Consider the following 17,810-nt stretch of genomic DNA (forward strand, 5'->3'; position numbering starts at 1 on the left):
GGCTGCTGAGCGACAAAGCCTCTTATGTGACAGGTAGTTTCCTGGAGCTGGCAGGCGGCAAATAAGATGTGCGAACCCGGATGGCGGCTACGCCTTATCCGGGCTACAGCTGCTGGTCGGCGGCAAATAACGGCTACCATCCGGCACTTGTAGCCCGGCTAAGCGTAGCGCAAGCCGGGGATTATGATGCCAGTCACCGCCGCTCGGGCGAATGCGTTTTAGCAATGTTAAAAGCTGTAGAGAACTGTCTGTAAGGCGGGCAGTGCCCTCCCCTCTGGCGAGGAGGGGGCATTGCTGAGAGGGAATCAGAGATTTTCACCGTTGCTGGCAATGACCTCTTTATACCAGTTGAAGCTTTTTTTGCGCGAGCGGGACATGTCGCCGGTACCGTCGTCATGCTTGTTCACGTAAATAAAACCGTAGCGCTTGCTGTACTGGCCGGTGGTAAAGGAGACGCAGTCGATACAGCCCCACGGGGTGTAGCCCATCAGCTCGACGCCATCGTAAGTCACCGCTTTGATCATCTCTTCCACATGCGCGCGCAGGTAGTCGATACGGTAGTCGTCGTTGATGCTGCCGTCTTCTTCCACTTTGTCGTAGGCGCCGAAGCCGTTTTCAACGATAAACAGCGGTTTCTGATAGCGTTCGTACAGTTCGCACAGCGAGTAGCGCAGGCCCACCGGGTCAATCTGCCAGCCCCAGTCGGAGGCTTTGACGTGCGGGTTCGGTACGCTGCCTTCGAAGCCGGAGATGGCATCGCCGCTGCCGCCTTCCGCTTTGACCGCGTTGGTCATGTAGTAGCTGAAACCGAGGTAATCGCAGGTGCCTTCACGCAGGATCTGCTCATCGCCCGCTGCCATCACGATGTTAAACCCGCGGCGCTCCCACTCGTTGAGAACGTAGGTCGGGTAGTAACCGCGCAACTGCACGTCGGTAAAGACGTAACGTTCACGCATCGACTCCTGAGCGAACATCACATCGTCAGGTTTACAGGAGAACGGATAGAGCGCCACCATTGCCAGCATACAACCGACCTGCATCTGCGGATTGATGCGTCGCGCCGCCTTCACCGCCAGCGCGCTGGCAACGAACTGGTGATGCAGCACCTGGTACATGGTCTCTTCCGGGTTTTTGTGATCGGTATAGACCACGCCGGAACAGCAGTAGCCGAACAACGGGGCGCGCCAGTTGCGCTGGTTATTGATCTCGTTGAAGGTCATCCAGTATTTCACTTTGTGCTTATAGCGCTCGAAGACCACTTCGGCGAAGCGCACAAAGAAATCGACCACTTTGCGGTTGGTCCAGCCACCGTACTGCTGCACCAGATGCAGCGGCATTTCGAAGTGAGAGAGGGTGATAACCGGCTCGATGTTGTACTTCAGCAGCTCATTGAACATGTCGTCATAAAACTGCAGCCCCTCTTCGTTGGGCTGAGTTTCATCACCCTGCGGGAAGATACGGGTCCAGGCAATGGAGGTACGAAAACACTTGAAGCCCATTTCGGCAAACAGCCTGATGTCTTCTTTGTAGCGGCCGTGGAAGTCGATGGCTTCGTGGTTCGGGTAGTATTTCCCGGCTTCCACTTCATGGGTGATTTCGCGCGGCACGCCGTGGGCGCCGCCGGTCAGCACATCGCAAATGCTCGGGCCTTTGCCCTCTTTATTCCAGCCGCCTTCAACCTGATGTGCAGCAACCGCGCCGCCCCATAAAAAGTCTTTTGGTAAGGTGATTTTTTTCATCTTTGCTCGTCTCGTCAAATAGCATCTGTTGGCGAGTCTAACAAAGGGGAAATAAATGTCACGATATAACAATTTCCCTCAGCTGGAATATGTTACATCGGAAAAACAGGGTGTTATTTTCAGCTGAGTTTACGGGCTAATTTACGCCCCAGGGATTCCAGAATATAAATAACCGGAATTTGGGTGGTAATATCATACACGCCGCCGATGCGGGTTTGCGGGACGTGCCAGGAGAGGTTAAAGTCCGCCAGCTTCGCCAGTCGGGAGTGCTCATGGCTGGTGACCGACATCACCTTGCAGTTATGCAGGCTGAACTGGCTGGCGAAGCGGAGAATCTCTTCGGTCTCCCCGGAAACGGACAGGACGATCGCCAGCGCGTTACGCGCCATGTCGTTGGTGACCGGGAAATAAGGGTCGTCGATATGATTGCTGAATTTCCCGACGTTGGAGAAAAAGCGTGCGCCATATTTTGCCAGCGCGCCGGAGGTGCCTGCGCCGACAAATATAATACGTTCCGATGCGAGAATAATATCGACGGCGCGTTCGAGTAAATGATCAAATTCGTCATTGTTGACGCTTTTAAAAAAACTCATAATTTCGCTGGCGCCGATATTTGCCTGTTGAGGCTGGTTCTTCTCGAGATATAATTTAAAGCGGACGCGAAACTCCGAGTAGCCTTCGCACTGCAGTTTACGACAAAAGCGCAGGACGGTGGTCGTCGAGACCCCGGCGGCTTCTGCCAGTTCGCGGATGGTCATATACATCACTTTGTCACGATTTTTAATGACGTAGTGGTAGACCATCATCTCAAGATTATTGAGACTGGCGATCGCGGCGTGGGAGAACATACTCACAGTAATAACTCACAATTCATCATAACCAGGATGGAATTATACCATGCAGCCGAATGACATAACCTTTTTTCAGCGCTTTCAGGACGACATCCTCGCCGGGCGTAAAACCATCACCATTCGTAATGCCGCCGAGTCGCATTTTAAAACCGGCGACGTGCTGCGCGTCGGCCGTTATGAAGATGACGGCTATTTTTGCATGATTAGCGTGACGGCGACGTCCACGGTGACGCTCGACAGCCTCACGGAACGCCATGCCGAACAGGAGAATATGACCCTCGCGCAGCTGCGGCAGGTGATTACGGCGATCTATCCCGGCGAAGACCAGTTTTATGTTATTGAATTCAGAAAGCTTTGATAGAACAGCGAACGGCTGTTAGTTGAAATTTTAATGTAACATTATGATTTTACAATGTTTACAAATATTCATCTTTTTATTTTAGCTAACAGGTGTTCACTGGAATCATTCTCAGTTACCCTAGACGGGCATTGAAAGCGTTCTTGTTTTCGGAGTCAAATATGGTTCGCAAACCATTAATCACGCAGGGTTATTCTTTGGCAGAGGAAGTTGCCAACAGTATCAGTCACGGTATCGGGCTGGTGTTTGGCATCATCGGCCTGGTCCTCCTGTTGGTGCAGGCGGTAGACAGCAATGCCAGCGCAACGGCGATAACCAGCTATAGTCTATACGGCGGCAGCATGATTATGCTGTTTCTCGCCTCCACCCTCTATCATGCTATTCCTCATCAGCGAGCCAAGCAGTGGCTGAAAAAATTCGATCACTGCGCCATCTATCTGCTGATTGCGGGAACCTATACGCCTTTTCTCCTGGTAGGGCTCAATTCACCGCTTGCGCGCGGCCTGATGGTTGTCATCTGGAGCCTGGCGCTGCTGGGGATCTTGTTTAAGCTCACCATTGCGCACCGCTTTAAGGTCCTCTCTCTGGTGACCTATCTGACGATGGGCTGGCTGTCGTTGATTGTGGTTTATCAACTGGCGATCAAACTGGCGGCAGGGGGCGTCACGTTGTTGGCGGTCGGGGGCGTGGTGTATTCGCTGGGGGTTATCTTCTACGTCTGCAAGCGCATTCCTTATAACCATGCTATCTGGCACGGTTTTGTGCTGGGCGGCAGCGTCTGTCACTTCCTGGCTATTTATTTGTATGTTGGCCAGGTATAAATAAAACGTCGCATCATCGGGTAACTCCCCGGCGGGGCTACAGGTCCGCGCAGTCTGGGGTGGTGCTGGCCGGGTAATAGCATCAACATCGCTATTACCCGGAAACGAAAATCTACTCTTCTTCCAGCGAGTACGGCAGTGGGACGATGTTTAATGTGCCGGCATCATCGCGCACGCGGAATACGCTGTCTGGCTCCATATCGTTATTCATCACCACCTGCACCAGCAACTGACCATCATCCAGCAGCACCGCCGCCAGCACGGTGCCGGTCCGGCGCCAGTTTTCACCCATTTTCAGTTCAAGATCTTCTCCGGCTTCCGGGACGCGGCTCGCCTTTCCGGCCAGATACCACAGCGCGCGTTTGTTTGCGCCGCGGAATTTCGCCCTGGCGACCATTTCCTGGCCGGTATAGCAGCCTTTTTTGAAGCTGATACCGCCCAACGCCTGCAGATTCGTTGCCTGCGGGATGAACTGCGCGCTGTTGGCGCTGTCGATAACCGGCAGACCGGCTTCGATGTTGAGCGCCAGCCACTGCTGGCTGTTGTTTAGCTGCGCATCGCTGCGCAACGCGTCGGCCACGCGGGTAGCGGTTTCCACATCGGTCACCAGCAGAAAGCGCTCCGCCGGATGTTCAAACCACAGCAGGCTGGTCACGCCATCGGTGACCAACGGTTTGTCGCTGCCCGGAAGTTCACTGAACAGCGGCGCCAGCGCGGCGCGGGCCTGGAAACCGGCAACGCCCAGCAGGACGTGTTCATCATCGGCGGCAATGGTCACTTTGGAGAACACCGCATATTTCTTGAGTTCGGTGAGCTGCGCTTCGCGCAGGCTGCGGCGTTCAATCCAGGCGAAACCATCGCCACGGCGGAAGACTCGCAGGTTGCTCCACATCTTGCCCTTGGCATCGCAGTGCGCGGCAAGCAGATGCCGATCGTCGGTTAACGCGCTGACATCGGCGGTAATCTGCCCCTGCAGATACTTCTCGCCATCCTGACCGGTAATCGTCGCCAGCGCCCAGTCATCCAGGGTCATCAGCGTTAACGGCAGACGAGCGGAAGAGGAGGGCTGACGCGGAGGAAAAGGTGTAAAAGCCATAGTCATGTCCTGAATAGCTTAACGCAGAGTGAATAGCTAATGGTAAAAGAGCTATGGTGCAATGCAAGCGCTTTTGGCAGGCCATTTGTGCCCTGAAAGCACAAATGGGGAAACAAAGGTGAGGGATAATTCCATATCTTCGCTGTGGTTTTTGTGGAATGGCGTTCTCTGTTCTCGATATTGCTGTAAAGTAAGTGCAAAAAACGGGTTACACTAACCTATCAACAACGTCTGTTCAGGCCGCTTTTCGGCGCCCTGAAGGACGATGTCAGACTCTCTTTATGCTGGAAGGACAACATGGACATTACGAATAAAGCCCGCATCCACTGGGCATGCCGCCGGGGTATGCGTGAACTTGATATCTCCATCATGCCGTTTTTCGAGTATGAGTACGATACGCTCAGCGATGAAGACAAACAGCTGTTCATCCGCCTGTTAGAAAACGACGATCCGGATCTGTTTAACTGGCTGATGAATCATGGCGAACCGGCTGATGCGCAACTGCAACGGATGGTAAAATTAATCCAGACTCGGAATCGGGAACGTGGTCCTGTGGCAATCTGATTTACGCATTTCCTGGCGTTCACAGTGGTTCTCGCTGCTGCTACATGGCGTTGTGGCGGCTATTGTGCTGCTGATGCCGTGGCCGCTGAGCTACACACCGCTTTGGCTACTGCTGCTGTCGCTGGTGGTGTTCGACAGCGTGCGCAGCCAGCGGCGGATCCACGCCTGCCGGGGGGAAATAAAGCTGATGACCGATTCGCGTTTGCGTTGGCAAAAAGCGGAATGGGAGATTGTCGGCACGCCGTGGGTGATTAATAGCGGGATGTTGCTGCGCCTGCAGGATATGCAAACGCGCCGCCGTCAGCATCTGTGGGTCGCTGCAGACAGTATGGATGCCAGAGAGTGGCGAGATCTGCGCCGGTTGGTGTTACAAAAACCGGCACAGGATTAAGCAAATCAGGCGAACTGCTCTGCCATTTCGCCGAGGATTTGTTCGCACCAGTTCTGGATGCGCTCGTCGCTCAGGTCATACTGGTTCGTTTCATCAAGCGCGAGGCCAACAAACAGCTGGCCATCGGCGATAATCGGTTTCTGGCTGGTGAATTCGTAACCTTCCGTCGGCCAGTAACCGATAAACTTCACGCCTTTGGCGCTCAGTTTGTCGTGCAGCATTCCCAGCGCATCAAGGAACCATTCACCGTAACCCAGCTGGTCACCCATGCCATACAGCGCCACAATTTTATCCTGCAGATCCAGCGTATCCAGCTGCTGCCAGACGGCTTCCCAGTCTTCCTGAATTTCGCCGAAATCCCACGTCGGGATACCGAGAATCAACACGTCATACTGTGTCATCAGGGAAGGGGAATCATCTTTCAGATTATGCAGCGTCACTAATTCCGGGCCGATGATATCGCGGATCTTCTCCGCTGCCATCTCGGTGTAGCAGGTACTGGAGCCGTAAAAAAGACCTATGTTCATGGCGTAAACATCTCAATTCATGCGGTGATTTTGCGGCTAGTTTATCAGAAAGCCGTCGTCAGCCGCATACTTAAGCTGCTCTGTCAGGCCGCCGGGAAAAACAGCGCCGCCGTTTTTGCCCAGTCGGGCCACTTATTTGGGTATACTGAAGCCGTTTTAACGAGCAAAGAGGGCGATGTGAAAGAGGATCTCGCACGAATCGAACAGTTTCTTGATGCCTTGTGGCTGGAGCGCAATCTGGCGGAAAATACGCTGAGCGCCTACCGTCGGGATCTGACCATGGTCGTGGAATGGCTGCATCATCGCGGGTCGTCGCTGGTTAGCGTGAGCGGCGAGGATCTGCAGGCGCTGCTGGCTGAGAGACAAACGGGCGGCTATAAAGCCACCAGTACCGCGCGCCTGTTGAGCGCCGTGCGCCGTTTCTTCCAGCACCTCTATCGGGAGAAAATCCGCCCGGATGACCCCAGCGCGCTGCTGGCGTCGCCGAAGCTGCCGCAGCGGCTGCCGAAAGATCTGAGCGAGGCGCAGGTCGATCGCCTGCTGCAGGCGCCGCTGGTCGATCAGCCTCTGGAATTGCGCGATAAAGCGATGCTTGAGGTGCTGTATGCCACCGGCCTGCGCGTATCGGAACTGGTGGGTCTGACGATGAGCGACATCAGCCTGCGCCAGGGCGTCCTGCGGGTCGTCGGCAAAGGCAACAAAGAGCGGCTGGTCCCGCTTGGCGAAGAGGCGGTGCTGTGGGTTGAGAACTACCTGGAGTACGGGCGCCCCTGGCTGCTGAACGGCGTGGCATCCGATGTGCTTTTCCCCAGCCAGCGCGCGCAGCAAATGACGCGCCAGACCTTCTGGCATCGGATTAAGCACTATGCCGTGCTGGCCGGGATAGATAGCGCGAAGCTCTCCCCGCACGTTTTACGCCATGCGTTTGCCACGCATTTACTCAACCATGGCGCAGACTTACGCGTGGTACAGATGCTGTTGGGACACAGCGATCTCTCTACGACGCAGATCTACACCCATGTTGCGACCGAGCGTCTGAGACAACTTCATCAACAGCACCACCCGCGGGCGTGAGTGCTGAATAAAAGGACTGAGTATGAAAAAAGGTTTATTGATGTTTACGCTGCTGGCGGCGACGCTGTCCGGTGCGGCCCATGCGGATAACGCGGCTATCAAACGGTCGCTGGCAAAACTGGGCGTACAGAGTACGGATATTCAACCTTCGCCGGTTGCCGGAATGAGCACCGTACTGACCGACAGCGGCGTGCTGTATGTGACCGATGACGGTAAACACGTCATCCAGGGGCCGATGTACGACGTCGGCGGCGCACAGCCGGTAAACGTCACCAACGCGCTGCTGGTGGGCAAGCTGAATGCGCTGGAAAAAGAGATGATTATCTATAAAGCGCCGCAGGAAAAACACGTTATCACCGTTTTCACCGACATCACCTGCGGCTACTGCCACAAGCTGCACGAAGAGATGAGCGACTACAACGCGCTGGGGATTACCGTTCGCTACCTGGCCTTCCCGCGCCAGGGGCTGCAAAGCCAGACTGCGCAGGATATGAAAGCTATCTGGTGCGCCAAAGATCGTAACAAAGCGCTGGATGACGCGATGAGCGGTAAAGGTATCCAGCCGGCGAGCTGCCCGGTTGATATCAGCAAACACTACACGCTTGGCGTGCAGTTTGGCGTCAATGGAACGCCGGCGATGGTGCTGAGCAACGGCTACGTGCTTCCGGGTTATCAGGGGCCGAAAGAGCTGAAAGCCTTCCTTGATGAGCATCAAAAACAGACAAGCGGTAAATAATTCGCGTGAAACAACAGATACAACTACGCCGCCGTGAGGTGGTTGAAGGGACTGAACTCCCCACCGATCTGCCGCCGCTGCTGCAGCGGCTGTACGCCAGCCGCGGCGTCCTGCATGCGCAGGAGCTGGAGCGCAGCGTCAAAGGCATGTTGCCGTGGACGCAACTGACCGGCATCGAACAAGCCGTGGAGATGCTCTACGGCGCATTCAGGCAACAGCGGCACATTGTTGTGGTCGGTGATTTTGACGCCGATGGCGCGACCAGCACCGCGCTCAGCGTGCTGGCGCTGCGCGCGCTCGGCTACAGTAATGTCTCTTATCTGGTACCCAATCGCTTTGAAGATGGCTACGGGTTAAGTCCCGAGGTGGTCGATCAGGCCCACGCCCGCGGCGCGCAGATGATTATGACCGTGGATAACGGTATCTCGTCGCATAGCGGCGTCGATCATGCTCATGCGCTGGGTATTCCGGTGGTGGTGACCGATCACCACCTGCCGGGTGAGACGCTGCCGGCGGCGGAGGCTATCGTCAACCCGAACCTGCGCGACTGCGATTTCCCTTCGAAATCGCTGGCCGGCGTCGGGGTGGCGTTCTATTTGATGCTGGCGCTGCGCACCTTCCTGCGTGATAAAAACTGGTTTGCAGAGCGGGGCATCGCGCCGCCGAATCTCGCCGAACTGTTGGATCTGGTCGCGCTCGGGACGGTGGCTGACGTCGTGCCGCTCGATGCCAATAACCGCATTCTCACCTGGCAGGGGCTGAGCCGTATCCGTGCCGGTAAGTGCCGTCCGGGGATCAAAGCGCTGCTGGAGATTGCCAACCGCGATCCGCAAAAGCTGGCGGCCAGCGACCTGGGGTTTGCCCTGGGACCGCGGCTGAATGCGGCAGGCCGGCTGGATGATATGTCGGTCGGCGTGGCGCTGCTGTTGTGCGATAACGTCGGCGAAGCGCGGATGCTGGCCAATGAACTGGATGCGCTGAACCAGACGCGCAAAGAGATTGAGCAAGGGATGCAGGCGGAAGCGCTTACGCTGTGCCAGCAGCTTGAACGCAGCGGCGACACGCTGCCCGGCGGGCTGGCGATGTATCATCCGCAGTGGCACCAGGGGGTGGTCGGGATTCTGGCGTCGCGGATTAAAGAGCGCTTCCATCGCCCGGTTATTGCCTTCGCCCCAACCGGCGACGGGCTGTTAAAAGGCTCCGGGCGCTCTATCCAGGGGTTGCATATGCGCGATGCGCTTGAACGTCTTGATACGCTGCATCCGGGGCTCATTCTTAAGTTCGGCGGCCACGCGATGGCGGCGGGACTGTCGCTGGAAGAGGCGCGCTTTGAGGAGTTCCAGCAGCGTTTCGGCGAGCTGGTCACCGAGTGGCTGGATCCAGCGCTGTTGCAGGGGGAGGTGATGTCGGATGGCCCGCTGGAAGCGGCTGAGATGAGCATGGAAGTCGCGCATCTGCTCCGTGAAGCGGGACCCTGGGGACAGATGTTCCCGGAGCCGCTGTTTGACGGTCGTTTCCGTCTGCTACAGCAGCGCCTGGTGGGCGAGCGGCATCTCAAGGTGATGGTCGAGCCGGTTGGCGGCGGCCCGCTGCTGGACGGGATTGCCTTCAACGTTGATACTTCGATTTGGCCGGATAACGGCGTGCGCGAAGTCACCCTGGCCTATAAGCTCGATATTAATGAGTTCCGCGGCAATCGCAGCCTGCAGCTTATCATCGACCATCTCTGGCCGGTCTGACGAAAAAGTCGTCAACAAACAGGCTGACGGAAGGCCGAAGTGTCTATAAAAGAGAGCGGGGATCCGGTACAATTCCGCTCTTATCACCGCATTTTGACCAATCCATTAAAAGAAAATCGATCATGTTTGAAATAAATCCGGTAAAAAACCGCATTCAGGACCTCACGGAGCGCTCCGACGTTCTTAGGGGGTATCTTTGACTACGATGCCAAGAAAGAGCGTCTGGAAGAAGTAAACGCCGAGCTGGAGCAGCCGGACGTGTGGAACGAACCCGAGCGCGCACAGGCGCTGGGTAAAGAGCGTTCTTCACTGGAAGCCATCGTTGACACGTTGGATCAAATGTCTCAGGGGCTGGAAGATGTTTCCGGACTGCTGGAGCTGGCTGTCGAAGCCGACGACGAAGAGACCTTCAACGAAGCCATTGCCGAACTTGACGTGCTGGAAGAGAAACTGGCGCAGCTTGAGTTCCGTCGCATGTTCTCCGGCGAGTACGACAGCGCCGATTGCTATCTCGATATTCAGGCCGGTTCCGGCGGTACGGAAGCGCAGGACTGGGCCAGCATGCTGACGCGTATGTATCTGCGCTGGGCCGAAGCGCGTGGCTTCAAGACCGAAATTATTGAAGAGTCTGAAGGCGAAGTGGCGGGCATTAAGTCCGTGACCATCAAGATTATCGGCGATTACGCCTACGGCTGGCTGCGTACCGAAACCGGCGTCCACCGCCTGGTGCGTAAGAGCCCGTTCGATTCCGGCGGCCGCCGCCATACCTCCTTCAGCTCCGCGTTCGTCTATCCGGAAGTGGATGAAGACATTGATATCGAAATCAACCCGGCGGACCTGCGCATCGACGTTTATCGCGCCTCCGGCGCGGGTGGTCAGCACGTTAACCGTACGGAATCCGCGGTGCGTATCACCCACATTCCGACCGGCTTAGTGACGCAGTGCCAGAACGACCGTTCGCAGCACAAGAACAAAGACCAGGCCATGAAGCAGATGAAAGCCAAGCTTTATGAGCTGGAAATGCAGAAGAAAAATGCCGAGAAGCAGGCGATGGAAGATACCAAATCCGACATCGGCTGGGGCAGCCAGATCCGTTCTTACGTGCTGGATGACTCCCGCATTAAAGATCTGCGCACCGGGGTGGAAACCCGCAATACTCAGGCCGTGCTGGACGGCAGCCTGGATCAATTTATCGAAGCAAGTTTGAAAGCAGGGTTATGAGGAACCAACATGTCTGAACAACAAGCACAGGGCGCTGACGCGGCAATTGACCTTAATAATGAACTGAAAGCCCGTCGTGAAAAGCTGGCTCAGCTTCGTGAGCAGGGTATTCCGTTCCCGAACGATTTCCGTCGTGACCATACCTCTGACCAACTGCACGCTGACTTCGATGCGAAAGAAAACGAAGAGCTGGAGGCACTGAACGTTGAAGTCTCCGTTGCTGGCCGTATGATGACCCGCCGGATTATGGGTAAAGCCTCTTTCGTCACTTTGCAGGACGTCGGCGGCCGCATTCAGCTGTACGTCGCGCGTGACGATCTGCCGGAAGGCGTCTACAACGAGCAGTTCAAAAAATGGGACCTCGGCGATATCATCGCGGCGCGCGGTAAGCTGTTCAAAACCAAAACCGGCGAGCTCTCTATCCACTGCAGCGAACTGCGTCTGCTGACCAAAGCCCTGCGCCCGCTGCCGGACAAATTCCACGGTCTGCAGGATCAGGAAGCGCGCTACCGTCAGCGCTATCTGGACCTGATCTCTAACGACGAATCCCGTAAGACCTTTAAGATTCGCTCCCGGATTCTGGCCGGTATCCGCCAGTTCATGGTGGGGCGCGACTTTATGGAAGTGGAAACCCCAATGATGCAGGTGATCCCCGGCGGTGCGTCTGCCCGTCCGTTCATCACCCATCACAACGCGCTGGATATGGACATGTACCTGCGTATCGCGCCGGAACTGTACCTGAAGCGTCTGGTTGTGGGCGGCTTCGAACGCGTGTTCGAAATCAACCGTAACTTCCGTAACGAAGGCATCTCCGTGCGTCACAACCCAGAGTTCACCATGATGGAACTCTACATGGCGTACGCGGACTATAAAGATCTGATCGAGCTGACCGAATCCCTGTTCCGCACCCTGGCGCAGGATATTCTGGGCAACACCGCGGTGCCTTATGGCGATCAGACCTTCGACTTCGGCAAGCCGTTTGAAAAACTGACCATGCGTGAAGCTATCAAGAAATACCGTCCGCAAACCGAGATGGCGGATCTGGATAACTTCGATTCTGCGAAGGCGATTGCAGAGTCCATCGGCATTCACGTTGAGAAGAGCTGGGGTCTGGGCCGTATCGTGACGGAGATCTTTGAAGAAGTGGCGGAAGCGCACCTGATTCAGCCGACCTTTATCACCGAATACCCGGCCGAAGTCTCTCCGCTGGCGCGTCGTAATGACCAGAACCCGGAAATCACCGACCGCTTTGAGTTCTTTATCGGCGGCCGTGAAATCGGTAACGGCTTCAGCGAGCTGAACGACGCCGAAGACCAGGCGCAGCGCTTCCAGGACCAGGTGAATGCGAAAGCCGCTGGTGACGATGAAGCCATGTTCTACGATGAAGACTACGTGACCGCGCTGGAACATGGTCTGCCGCCGACCGCAGGTCTGGGTATCGGTATTGACCGTATGGTAATGCTGTTTACCAACAGTCACACCATCCGCGACGTCATCCTGTTCCCGGCGATGCGTCCGGTTAAATAAGACCGACCGCCCAAAGCGCAACCCCGGCAATGCCGGGGTTTTTTGTTTGTGCCTCAGCCACCCGCTGCATGAGTCGAGAGAGGGGGCGGACAGGCGGCGAAAAAACCGCTATCCGGCATTACGGCTAATAGCGCAGCTGCGCGACATAGTTTCTTAACGCTTGTCGGGCGTTATCATCAGCCGCTTCGAGCACCATCCACGGGCTGTAGGCCCACGGCGTGAGCGCCAACGACTGCAGTAAATCCTCCAGCTCACACCATTGATAGTCCATAACCTCGTCGCTATTGGCCTGCAGCGGACTGATAATCCGTGCGGCGTAAACCGGGCAGACTTCGTTTTCGACAATCCCGTTTGGGGCCACCGCCCGGTAACGAAACGCCGGATGAACGGGGGCGATGTTGGCAATGTTAACGCCGAGCTCAAAACGGCTGCGCCGCGTCACGGCCTGGTCAAACGTCTCTCCGCTCTGAGGATGTCCGCAGACGGAGTTGGTCCAGACGCCGGGCCAGGCTTTTTTGCCCAGTGAACGACGCGTCACCAGTAGCTGGCCATGGTCATTAAACAACCAGCAGGAAAAGGCGAGGTGCAAAGGGGTATTGAGGGTATGGGCGGCATATTTTTCCAGCCTGCCAACAGGCTTATCTTGCTCATCGAGCAAAATGACATGTTCCCCGGTCATGACAACTCCTGATAATAAAAGTGACCCGGCATACACTCGCCTGGTCACGTACTCGCCACTAGGGTAGCCGATAACCGCGTGAAAGGCATTACCAAAACACGCTGTCGGTACTGCTGAGGGGGATACCCGAATCCGCCAACACAAGCGTATCGATTGGGGATCTGCCTGCGGGCTGGTATGATAGTCGTCCGTTGTGAAGAGATGAGAGCTGTGCTGAGTGCAGGACGCCTGATGAGAAAACGCTTTTTTATCATGATGATGTTGGTCAGCAGCCTGGTGATTGCAGGGTGTTCCAGTTCATCTGATTCCGCTTCCGTCTACACCGTTAAACGCGGCGATACCTTGTACCGTATTTCCCGGACGACCGGTACCAGCATTAACGATCTGGCCCGACTGAATAATATCTCCCCACCGTATACCATTGAGGTTGGACAGCGTCTGAAGCTGAATCCGGGCTCGGGTACCACAAAGGGTGGCTCATCCGCGAAGAGTCGCGCCGGTACGCGCACCGCGGCCAGTAAGCCGCCGGTGACGCTGCCGCCGGTCTCCTGGCCACCGGTGGGGCAACGCTGCTGGCGCTGGCCGACCAGCGGTAAAGTTATTCTGCCTTATTCATCAAATGATGGCGGTAATAAGGGGATTGATATTGCCGGCACGCGCGGCCAGCCGGTCTACGCGGCAGGGGCGGGTAAAGTGGTGTACGTCGGTAATCAGCTCCGCGGCTACGGTAATCTGATCATGATTAAACACGGTGAGGATTACATCAGCGCCTATGCCCATAATGACAAAATGATGGTCAATAATGGTCAGAACGTGAAGATTGGCCAGCAGATAGCCACGATGGGAAGTAGCGACGCCGATTCCGTGCGCCTGCATTTCCAGATTCGCTACCGGGCGACGGCTATCGATCCACAGCGCTATTTACCGCCGCAGGGCAGTAAACCTAAGTGCTAAGAGGTTATTTTATCAGCAGTTAGCAAGATTCAGTCTTGTAAGACGGTGCGTAAGGTCTATAATGGCCCTCGCACCTCAAAGCGGGCGTAGTTCAATGGTAGAACGAGAGCTTCCCAAGCTCTATACGAGGGTTCGATTCCCTTCGCCCGCTCCAAACAAACATCTCTCAACGTCTACTCAAGTCTACAAAACCCAGTAACCACAGGCTCTAACGCCAATTCTCGTTATTTCTACGTCTACTTACATCTACCGGAATCTATACATCTGTGTGTATAGTAATGCGTATAGCCCGTGCTCTACACTTTGGAACTATACACAATGCCACTCACAGACCTTGAAATCAGGCGCTCTAAGCCACTGGATAAGCCCTATACACTCAACGATGGTAACGGGCTTTCTCTTCTCATTGAGCCGAACGGATCGAAGGGGTGGCGTTTCCGCTATCGGTTTGATGGAAAGCCGAAGATGCTGTCGCTTGGCACGTATCCGCTTACCTCTCTTACCGAAGCCAGACAAAAGCGGGATGAAGCCAAAAAGCTGGTGGCCGCGGGTATCAACCCCAGCGATGTGCGAAAGAGGGATAAGCAGGACCGACAGAACGAAATCAGCAATACCTTTGAGGCTATCGCCCGCGAATGGTACGAGAAGCGTATCGACCGGTGGTCCGTCTCATATTCGGAGGAAATGCTTAAGACGTTTGAGACTGACGTTTTCCCGTATATCGGCGGCCGCCCCATCGCAGACATTAAACCGATGGAGTTGATGGGAGTTCTGTCTCGCCTGGACGAGCGAGGGGCAACGGAAAAACTGCGGAAAGTACGGCAGCGCTGCGGCGAGGTCTGGCGCTATGCCATCGTCACTGGTCGGGCGGAGTATAACCCCGCGCCGGATCTGGCTAGTGCGTTTTCTCCCCATAAAAAAGAGCATTACGCCTTTTTGAAGACCGAGGAGTTGCCGGAATTTTTCAGAACGTTAAATACATACAGCGGCAGTATCGTGGTAAAGCTGGCGATGCGCCTGCAGGTTCTTACCGGTTTGCGCCCCGGCGAACTCAGGCAAGGGAAGTGGTCAGAGATAGACTTTGATAAACGCATATGGGAAGTGCCACCAGCCAGGATGAAGAAGCGGCGCCCGCATTGCGTGCCGTTATCAGACCAGGCCATTGCCATTCTGGAGCAACTAAAGCCGATTACCGGCCAATATATTTTTATCTTCCCCGGCCGTATCCATCACAGCAAACCCATGAGCGAAATGGCGATGAACGTACTGATCCGTCGCATAGGTTACGCAGGCCGCGTAACCGGGCACGGCTTCCGCCACACCATGAGTACCATCTTGCATGAGCAGGGTTACAACACCGCCTGGATTGAAACGCAGCTGGCACACGTTGATAAGAACTCCATCCGCGGCACCTACAACCACGCTCAGTATCTGGATGGCCGTCGGGAAATGCTCCAGTGGTATGCCGACTATATGGCGGCTCTTGAGAATGGTGAAAATGTGGTGCATGGCTCGTTCGGAAAACGTGCCTGACTGGATGCATAGACAGTATATACAGACGATAGTAGACTTAGGTAGACGAACAAAGAATAGGCTATGTCTAGGCTGATCCCCGAAAACCCGTACACCTCTGCGGGCTGGCATAGCCGCCTAAATCAGAGGGCGTGAGGTGGCGTTATGAAACGAAATTTAAGGTCTGCTGACGAGATAGATCAAGAAATTGATCAGGTTTCAAAAACAATTACCGAGGGATATGACTTCTTTAATTACTTAAGAGGATTTGATTTCGGCGTTAAAGATGTGCTCAGTTCCATCCATGTCAATAAATATGATGAGTCCACCCAAAATTATGATGGACTTCAATTCTACATAGCCTTCAAGAAAAGAGTGGAGATGATACACTCTTTAGAATATGCAAGATATCTTGAGGGGGAAGAGTATAAAGAGTATTTAGATGGCTATACCGAAGATGATCTTCTAGATGAAATGACCCCTTTCCCATTATCAGAGAAAGAATTTCATGAAAGAAAAAAAGATGAAATAAAAGATGAGTTACTTGTGGTTTCCAATTTCTTAGAGGAAATATTCTATGGGGATGCGTTAGCCATAACGAATGAGGACTTAAGACATGTAAGTCATTGGCATTGTAGGTCTGGTATTGTATTGATTGATATGCCACAAATTGCTTTTATGAATCGATATAATGGTTTTATGGGAGGGTTGGGGAATAAAGAATACAATAAAATGATAAGCGATGTAATACTTAATGATTCGTTCTCTGATTCTGTTTCTGATGTAAGGAAAATAGAAAATGGTTATGGGTGGGAGGCTGGACCTTTAAGTAGAAATACTGTTTGGGCTGAAGTGGATCTAAGTGTTCCAGATGAAATTCTTATTGAAGGGTTTAAGACTTGGATTTTTCATGCTAGAAAAGCTCACGAAGAAGTCTTTGGGGATGATAGTCCTAAAAAAAACATTAAAAATCACTTTAAATTATCTTTATTGAAAAGATGGAAGAGCTTAAGGGTTTTGGCATATTTGGATATGAAGATACTTTCGGATTTTTTTAATCAATGCCCTACGTTAAAACAGTATGGAGATGCTCTTTATTATGATGAGTTTGACGTCGATACGACTGAGAAAGTAAGGAAAACCCTAATTCCGTTGGTTCAGGATATTTTGGATGGTAACAGTCTGGAGCATCTTTTGAGTAAGATTCTAGCGGAAGAAAAAATCCCCAGATAGTGACCGGAAGAAAAAAGAGAGATTTTATTTCCGGTAAGAATTTTTTTTTGCTTCATACCTTTAGTTTAAATCAACGTAAGAAGAAAATTCCCCTGAAATCTACCTGCGTCCACAGAGGGCGCATAAGATAAATGGGGAAAGTATGTCTTACGAAACCAAATCATTTATTCGACTTTCTGAAGTCAGGCGTCGCACTGGTTATAGCAAGGCCTGGATTTATCGCCTTATGTCCAGCGGGAAATTCCCCGAATCGGTAAAAATCGGCTCTCGGGCTATTGCTTTCGTTGAGAGTGAAATCGACGACTGGATTAATCAGCGTATTGCTGAGTCTCGCGGGAAGGTGGCCTGATGAAAAAAGAAAACCGCCCGGACAGCAGGCGGCTAACACAGATACTCGCGGATCTGATGTTACGCCAGCCACCAGCCACAAACAAGCCCCACGACGCACACCGAAGAAGCACCGCGCCCGCGTTTATATGCTGCGTACCGGCGTTGAGGGATGGACGGAAAACGATATCCTGCGCTACTGCCGGCTTTCCTCTGGCCGGAACTATGCCACAGAGCTGGAACGCGAGCTAAGTATTTGCCTCGAGCGTCTGGGAGAGAAAAACCCGGACGGGATCGGCGCTCATATGCGTTACCGCTTTACCGGGCGCTATGACGTGCTCAAGGTTATTCAGTTCGTGAACCATATGGCCGCTATTAACCAGCACAGCGGGCTTTCTGCTCAGGATATTACCGACATTCTGAAACTCTACCCGGACAATCTCACCGCCGCATAACGGAGC

19 protein-coding genes, 1 tRNA gene and 1 pseudogene are annotated in these 17,810 nt (G+C 54.1%); 16 read left to right on the top strand and 5 right to left on the bottom strand.

The features are described from left to right. Positions 1–65: hypothetical protein (locus CWM52_RS26785; RefSeq protein ID WP_227521294.1), on the top strand; the 65-nt coding region annotated here is incomplete at its 5' end. A gap of 240 nt (positions 66–305) precedes the next feature. Here the strand turns inward: CWM52_RS26785 and CWM52_RS11805 are convergent. Both CWM52_RS11805 and CWM52_RS11810 read right to left on the bottom strand, forming a co-directional pair. After that, complete coding sequence (locus tag CWM52_RS11805; protein WP_100684290.1) at positions 306–1,739, bottom strand: 6-phospho-beta-glucosidase; 1,434 nt, start codon at positions 1,737–1,739, stop codon at positions 306–308. A gap of 119 nt (positions 1,740–1,858) precedes the next feature. Next, a complete protein-coding gene (locus CWM52_RS11810; protein WP_100684291.1) occupies positions 1,859–2,587 on the bottom strand; it encodes a MurR/RpiR family transcriptional regulator in 729 nt (242 codons plus the stop codon). Positions 2,588–2,636: 49 nt separating this feature from the next. Here CWM52_RS11810 and yqfB point away from each other — a divergent pair, with 49 nt between their 5' ends. Then, complete coding sequence (yqfB, locus tag CWM52_RS11815) at positions 2,637–2,948, top strand: N(4)-acetylcytidine aminohydrolase (protein ID WP_100684292.1); 312 nt, start codon at positions 2,637–2,639, stop codon at positions 2,946–2,948. A gap of 161 nt (positions 2,949–3,109) precedes the next feature. Continuing rightward, positions 3,110–3,769, top strand: coding sequence for a PAQR family membrane homeostasis protein TrhA (gene trhA, locus CWM52_RS11820; protein WP_100684391.1), 660 nt, complete (start codon positions 3,110–3,112; stop codon positions 3,767–3,769). 112 nt (positions 3,770–3,881) lie between these two features. On the opposite strand, the gene ygfZ is transcribed toward trhA, so the two are convergent. Next, positions 3,882–4,865, bottom strand: coding sequence for a tRNA-modifying protein YgfZ (ygfZ, locus tag CWM52_RS11825; RefSeq protein ID WP_100684293.1), 984 nt, complete (start codon positions 4,863–4,865; stop codon positions 3,882–3,884). Positions 4,866–5,162: 297 nt separating this feature from the next. On the opposite strand from ygfZ, the gene sdhE reads away from it, so the two are divergent. Together sdhE and CWM52_RS11835 are read left to right on the top strand one after the other, a co-directional pair. Continuing rightward, entirely contained in the window at positions 5,163–5,429 is a 267-nt protein-coding gene (sdhE, locus tag CWM52_RS11830; RefSeq protein WP_004867358.1) for an FAD assembly factor SdhE, read from the top strand. Further along, positions 5,410–5,820 carry a protein YgfX gene (locus tag CWM52_RS11835; protein ID WP_100684294.1) on the top strand — a complete coding sequence of 137 codons (411 nt, stop codon included), beginning with the start codon at positions 5,410–5,412 and terminating at the stop codon, positions 5,818–5,820. The genes sdhE and CWM52_RS11835 overlap by 20 nt, the downstream gene beginning before the upstream one ends. Before the next feature lie 5 nt (positions 5,821–5,825). Here the strand turns inward: CWM52_RS11835 and fldB are convergent, their stop codons facing one another. Further along, entirely contained in the window at positions 5,826–6,347 is a 522-nt protein-coding gene (gene fldB, locus CWM52_RS11840; protein WP_100684295.1) for a flavodoxin FldB, read from the bottom strand. A gap of 177 nt (positions 6,348–6,524) precedes the next feature. On the opposite strand from fldB, the gene xerD reads away from it, so the two are divergent. The 5 genes from xerD to lysS all read left to right on the top strand — a co-directional run bounded on the left by xerD (position 6,525) and on the right by lysS (position 12,644). Continuing rightward, complete coding sequence (gene xerD / locus CWM52_RS11845; protein ID WP_100684392.1) at positions 6,525–7,421, top strand: site-specific tyrosine recombinase XerD; 897 nt, start codon at positions 6,525–6,527, stop codon at positions 7,419–7,421. Between the two features lie 22 nt (positions 7,422–7,443). Further along, the gene (dsbC, locus tag CWM52_RS11850) at positions 7,444–8,157 is read left to right on the top strand and encodes a bifunctional protein-disulfide isomerase/oxidoreductase DsbC (protein WP_100684296.1); all 714 of its coding nucleotides are present in this window, start codon (positions 7,444–7,446) and stop codon (positions 8,155–8,157) included. 5 nt (positions 8,158–8,162) lie between these two features. Continuing rightward, positions 8,163–9,896 (top strand): single-stranded-DNA-specific exonuclease RecJ, encoded by a 1,734-nt coding sequence (gene recJ / locus CWM52_RS11855; RefSeq protein ID WP_100684297.1) that lies wholly within the window; start codon positions 8,163–8,165, stop codon positions 9,894–9,896. 122 nt (positions 9,897–10,018) lie between these two features. After that, a protein-coding gene (gene prfB, locus CWM52_RS11860; protein WP_100684298.1) for a peptide chain release factor 2 occupies positions 10,019–11,117 on the top strand; the annotation gives its coding sequence in 2 pieces (ribosomal slippage) (positions 10,019–10,093 and positions 10,095–11,117; 1,098 coding nt in all). 9 nt (positions 11,118–11,126) lie between these two features. Further along, on the top strand, positions 11,127–12,644 hold the full coding sequence (gene lysS / locus CWM52_RS11865) for a lysine--tRNA ligase (protein WP_100684299.1): 1,518 nt from the start codon (positions 11,127–11,129) through the stop codon (positions 12,642–12,644). Between the two features lie 124 nt (positions 12,645–12,768). Here lysS and idi read toward each other — a convergent pair whose 3' ends face one another. Next, positions 12,769–13,323 (bottom strand): isopentenyl-diphosphate Delta-isomerase, encoded by a 555-nt coding sequence (gene idi, locus CWM52_RS11870; protein ID WP_100684300.1) that lies wholly within the window; start codon positions 13,321–13,323, stop codon positions 12,769–12,771. A 231-nt stretch (positions 13,324–13,554) separates the two neighbouring features. On the opposite strand from idi, the gene actS reads away from it, so the two are divergent. The 6 genes and pseudogenes from actS (at position 13,555) to CWM52_RS11900 (ending at position 17,804) form a co-directional block, all read left to right on the top strand. Beyond that, on the top strand, positions 13,555–14,277 hold the full coding sequence (actS, locus tag CWM52_RS11875) for an amidase activator ActS (RefSeq protein ID WP_100684301.1): 723 nt from the start codon (positions 13,555–13,557) through the stop codon (positions 14,275–14,277). Positions 14,278–14,357: 80 nt separating this feature from the next. After that, positions 14,358–14,431: transfer RNA gene (locus CWM52_RS11880), tRNA-Gly, on the top strand. Positions 14,432–14,595: 164 nt separating this feature from the next. Further along, positions 14,596–15,810: a tyrosine-type recombinase/integrase gene (locus CWM52_RS11885; RefSeq protein ID WP_100684393.1), complete on the top strand. Its 1,215-nt coding sequence runs from the start codon at positions 14,596–14,598 to the stop codon at positions 15,808–15,810. Positions 15,811–15,954: 144 nt separating this feature from the next. After that, positions 15,955–17,022, top strand: coding sequence for a DUF6387 family protein (locus tag CWM52_RS11890; RefSeq protein ID WP_100684302.1), 1,068 nt, complete (start codon positions 15,955–15,957; stop codon positions 17,020–17,022). Positions 17,023–17,164: 142 nt separating this feature from the next. Then, a complete protein-coding gene (locus tag CWM52_RS11895) occupies positions 17,165–17,371 on the top strand; it encodes a helix-turn-helix transcriptional regulator (RefSeq protein WP_100684303.1) in 207 nt (68 codons plus the stop codon). After that, positions 17,371–17,804: pseudogene (locus CWM52_RS11900) on the top strand (hypothetical protein). The gene CWM52_RS11895 and the pseudogene CWM52_RS11900 overlap by 1 nt, the downstream one beginning before the upstream one ends. The last annotated feature ends 6 nt before the right edge of the window (positions 17,805–17,810 follow it).

The sequence above is a fragment of the Raoultella sp. T31 genome, from assembly GCF_002806725.1.
Classification (GTDB): Bacteria; Pseudomonadota; Gammaproteobacteria; order Enterobacterales; family Enterobacteriaceae; genus Klebsiella; species Klebsiella electrica.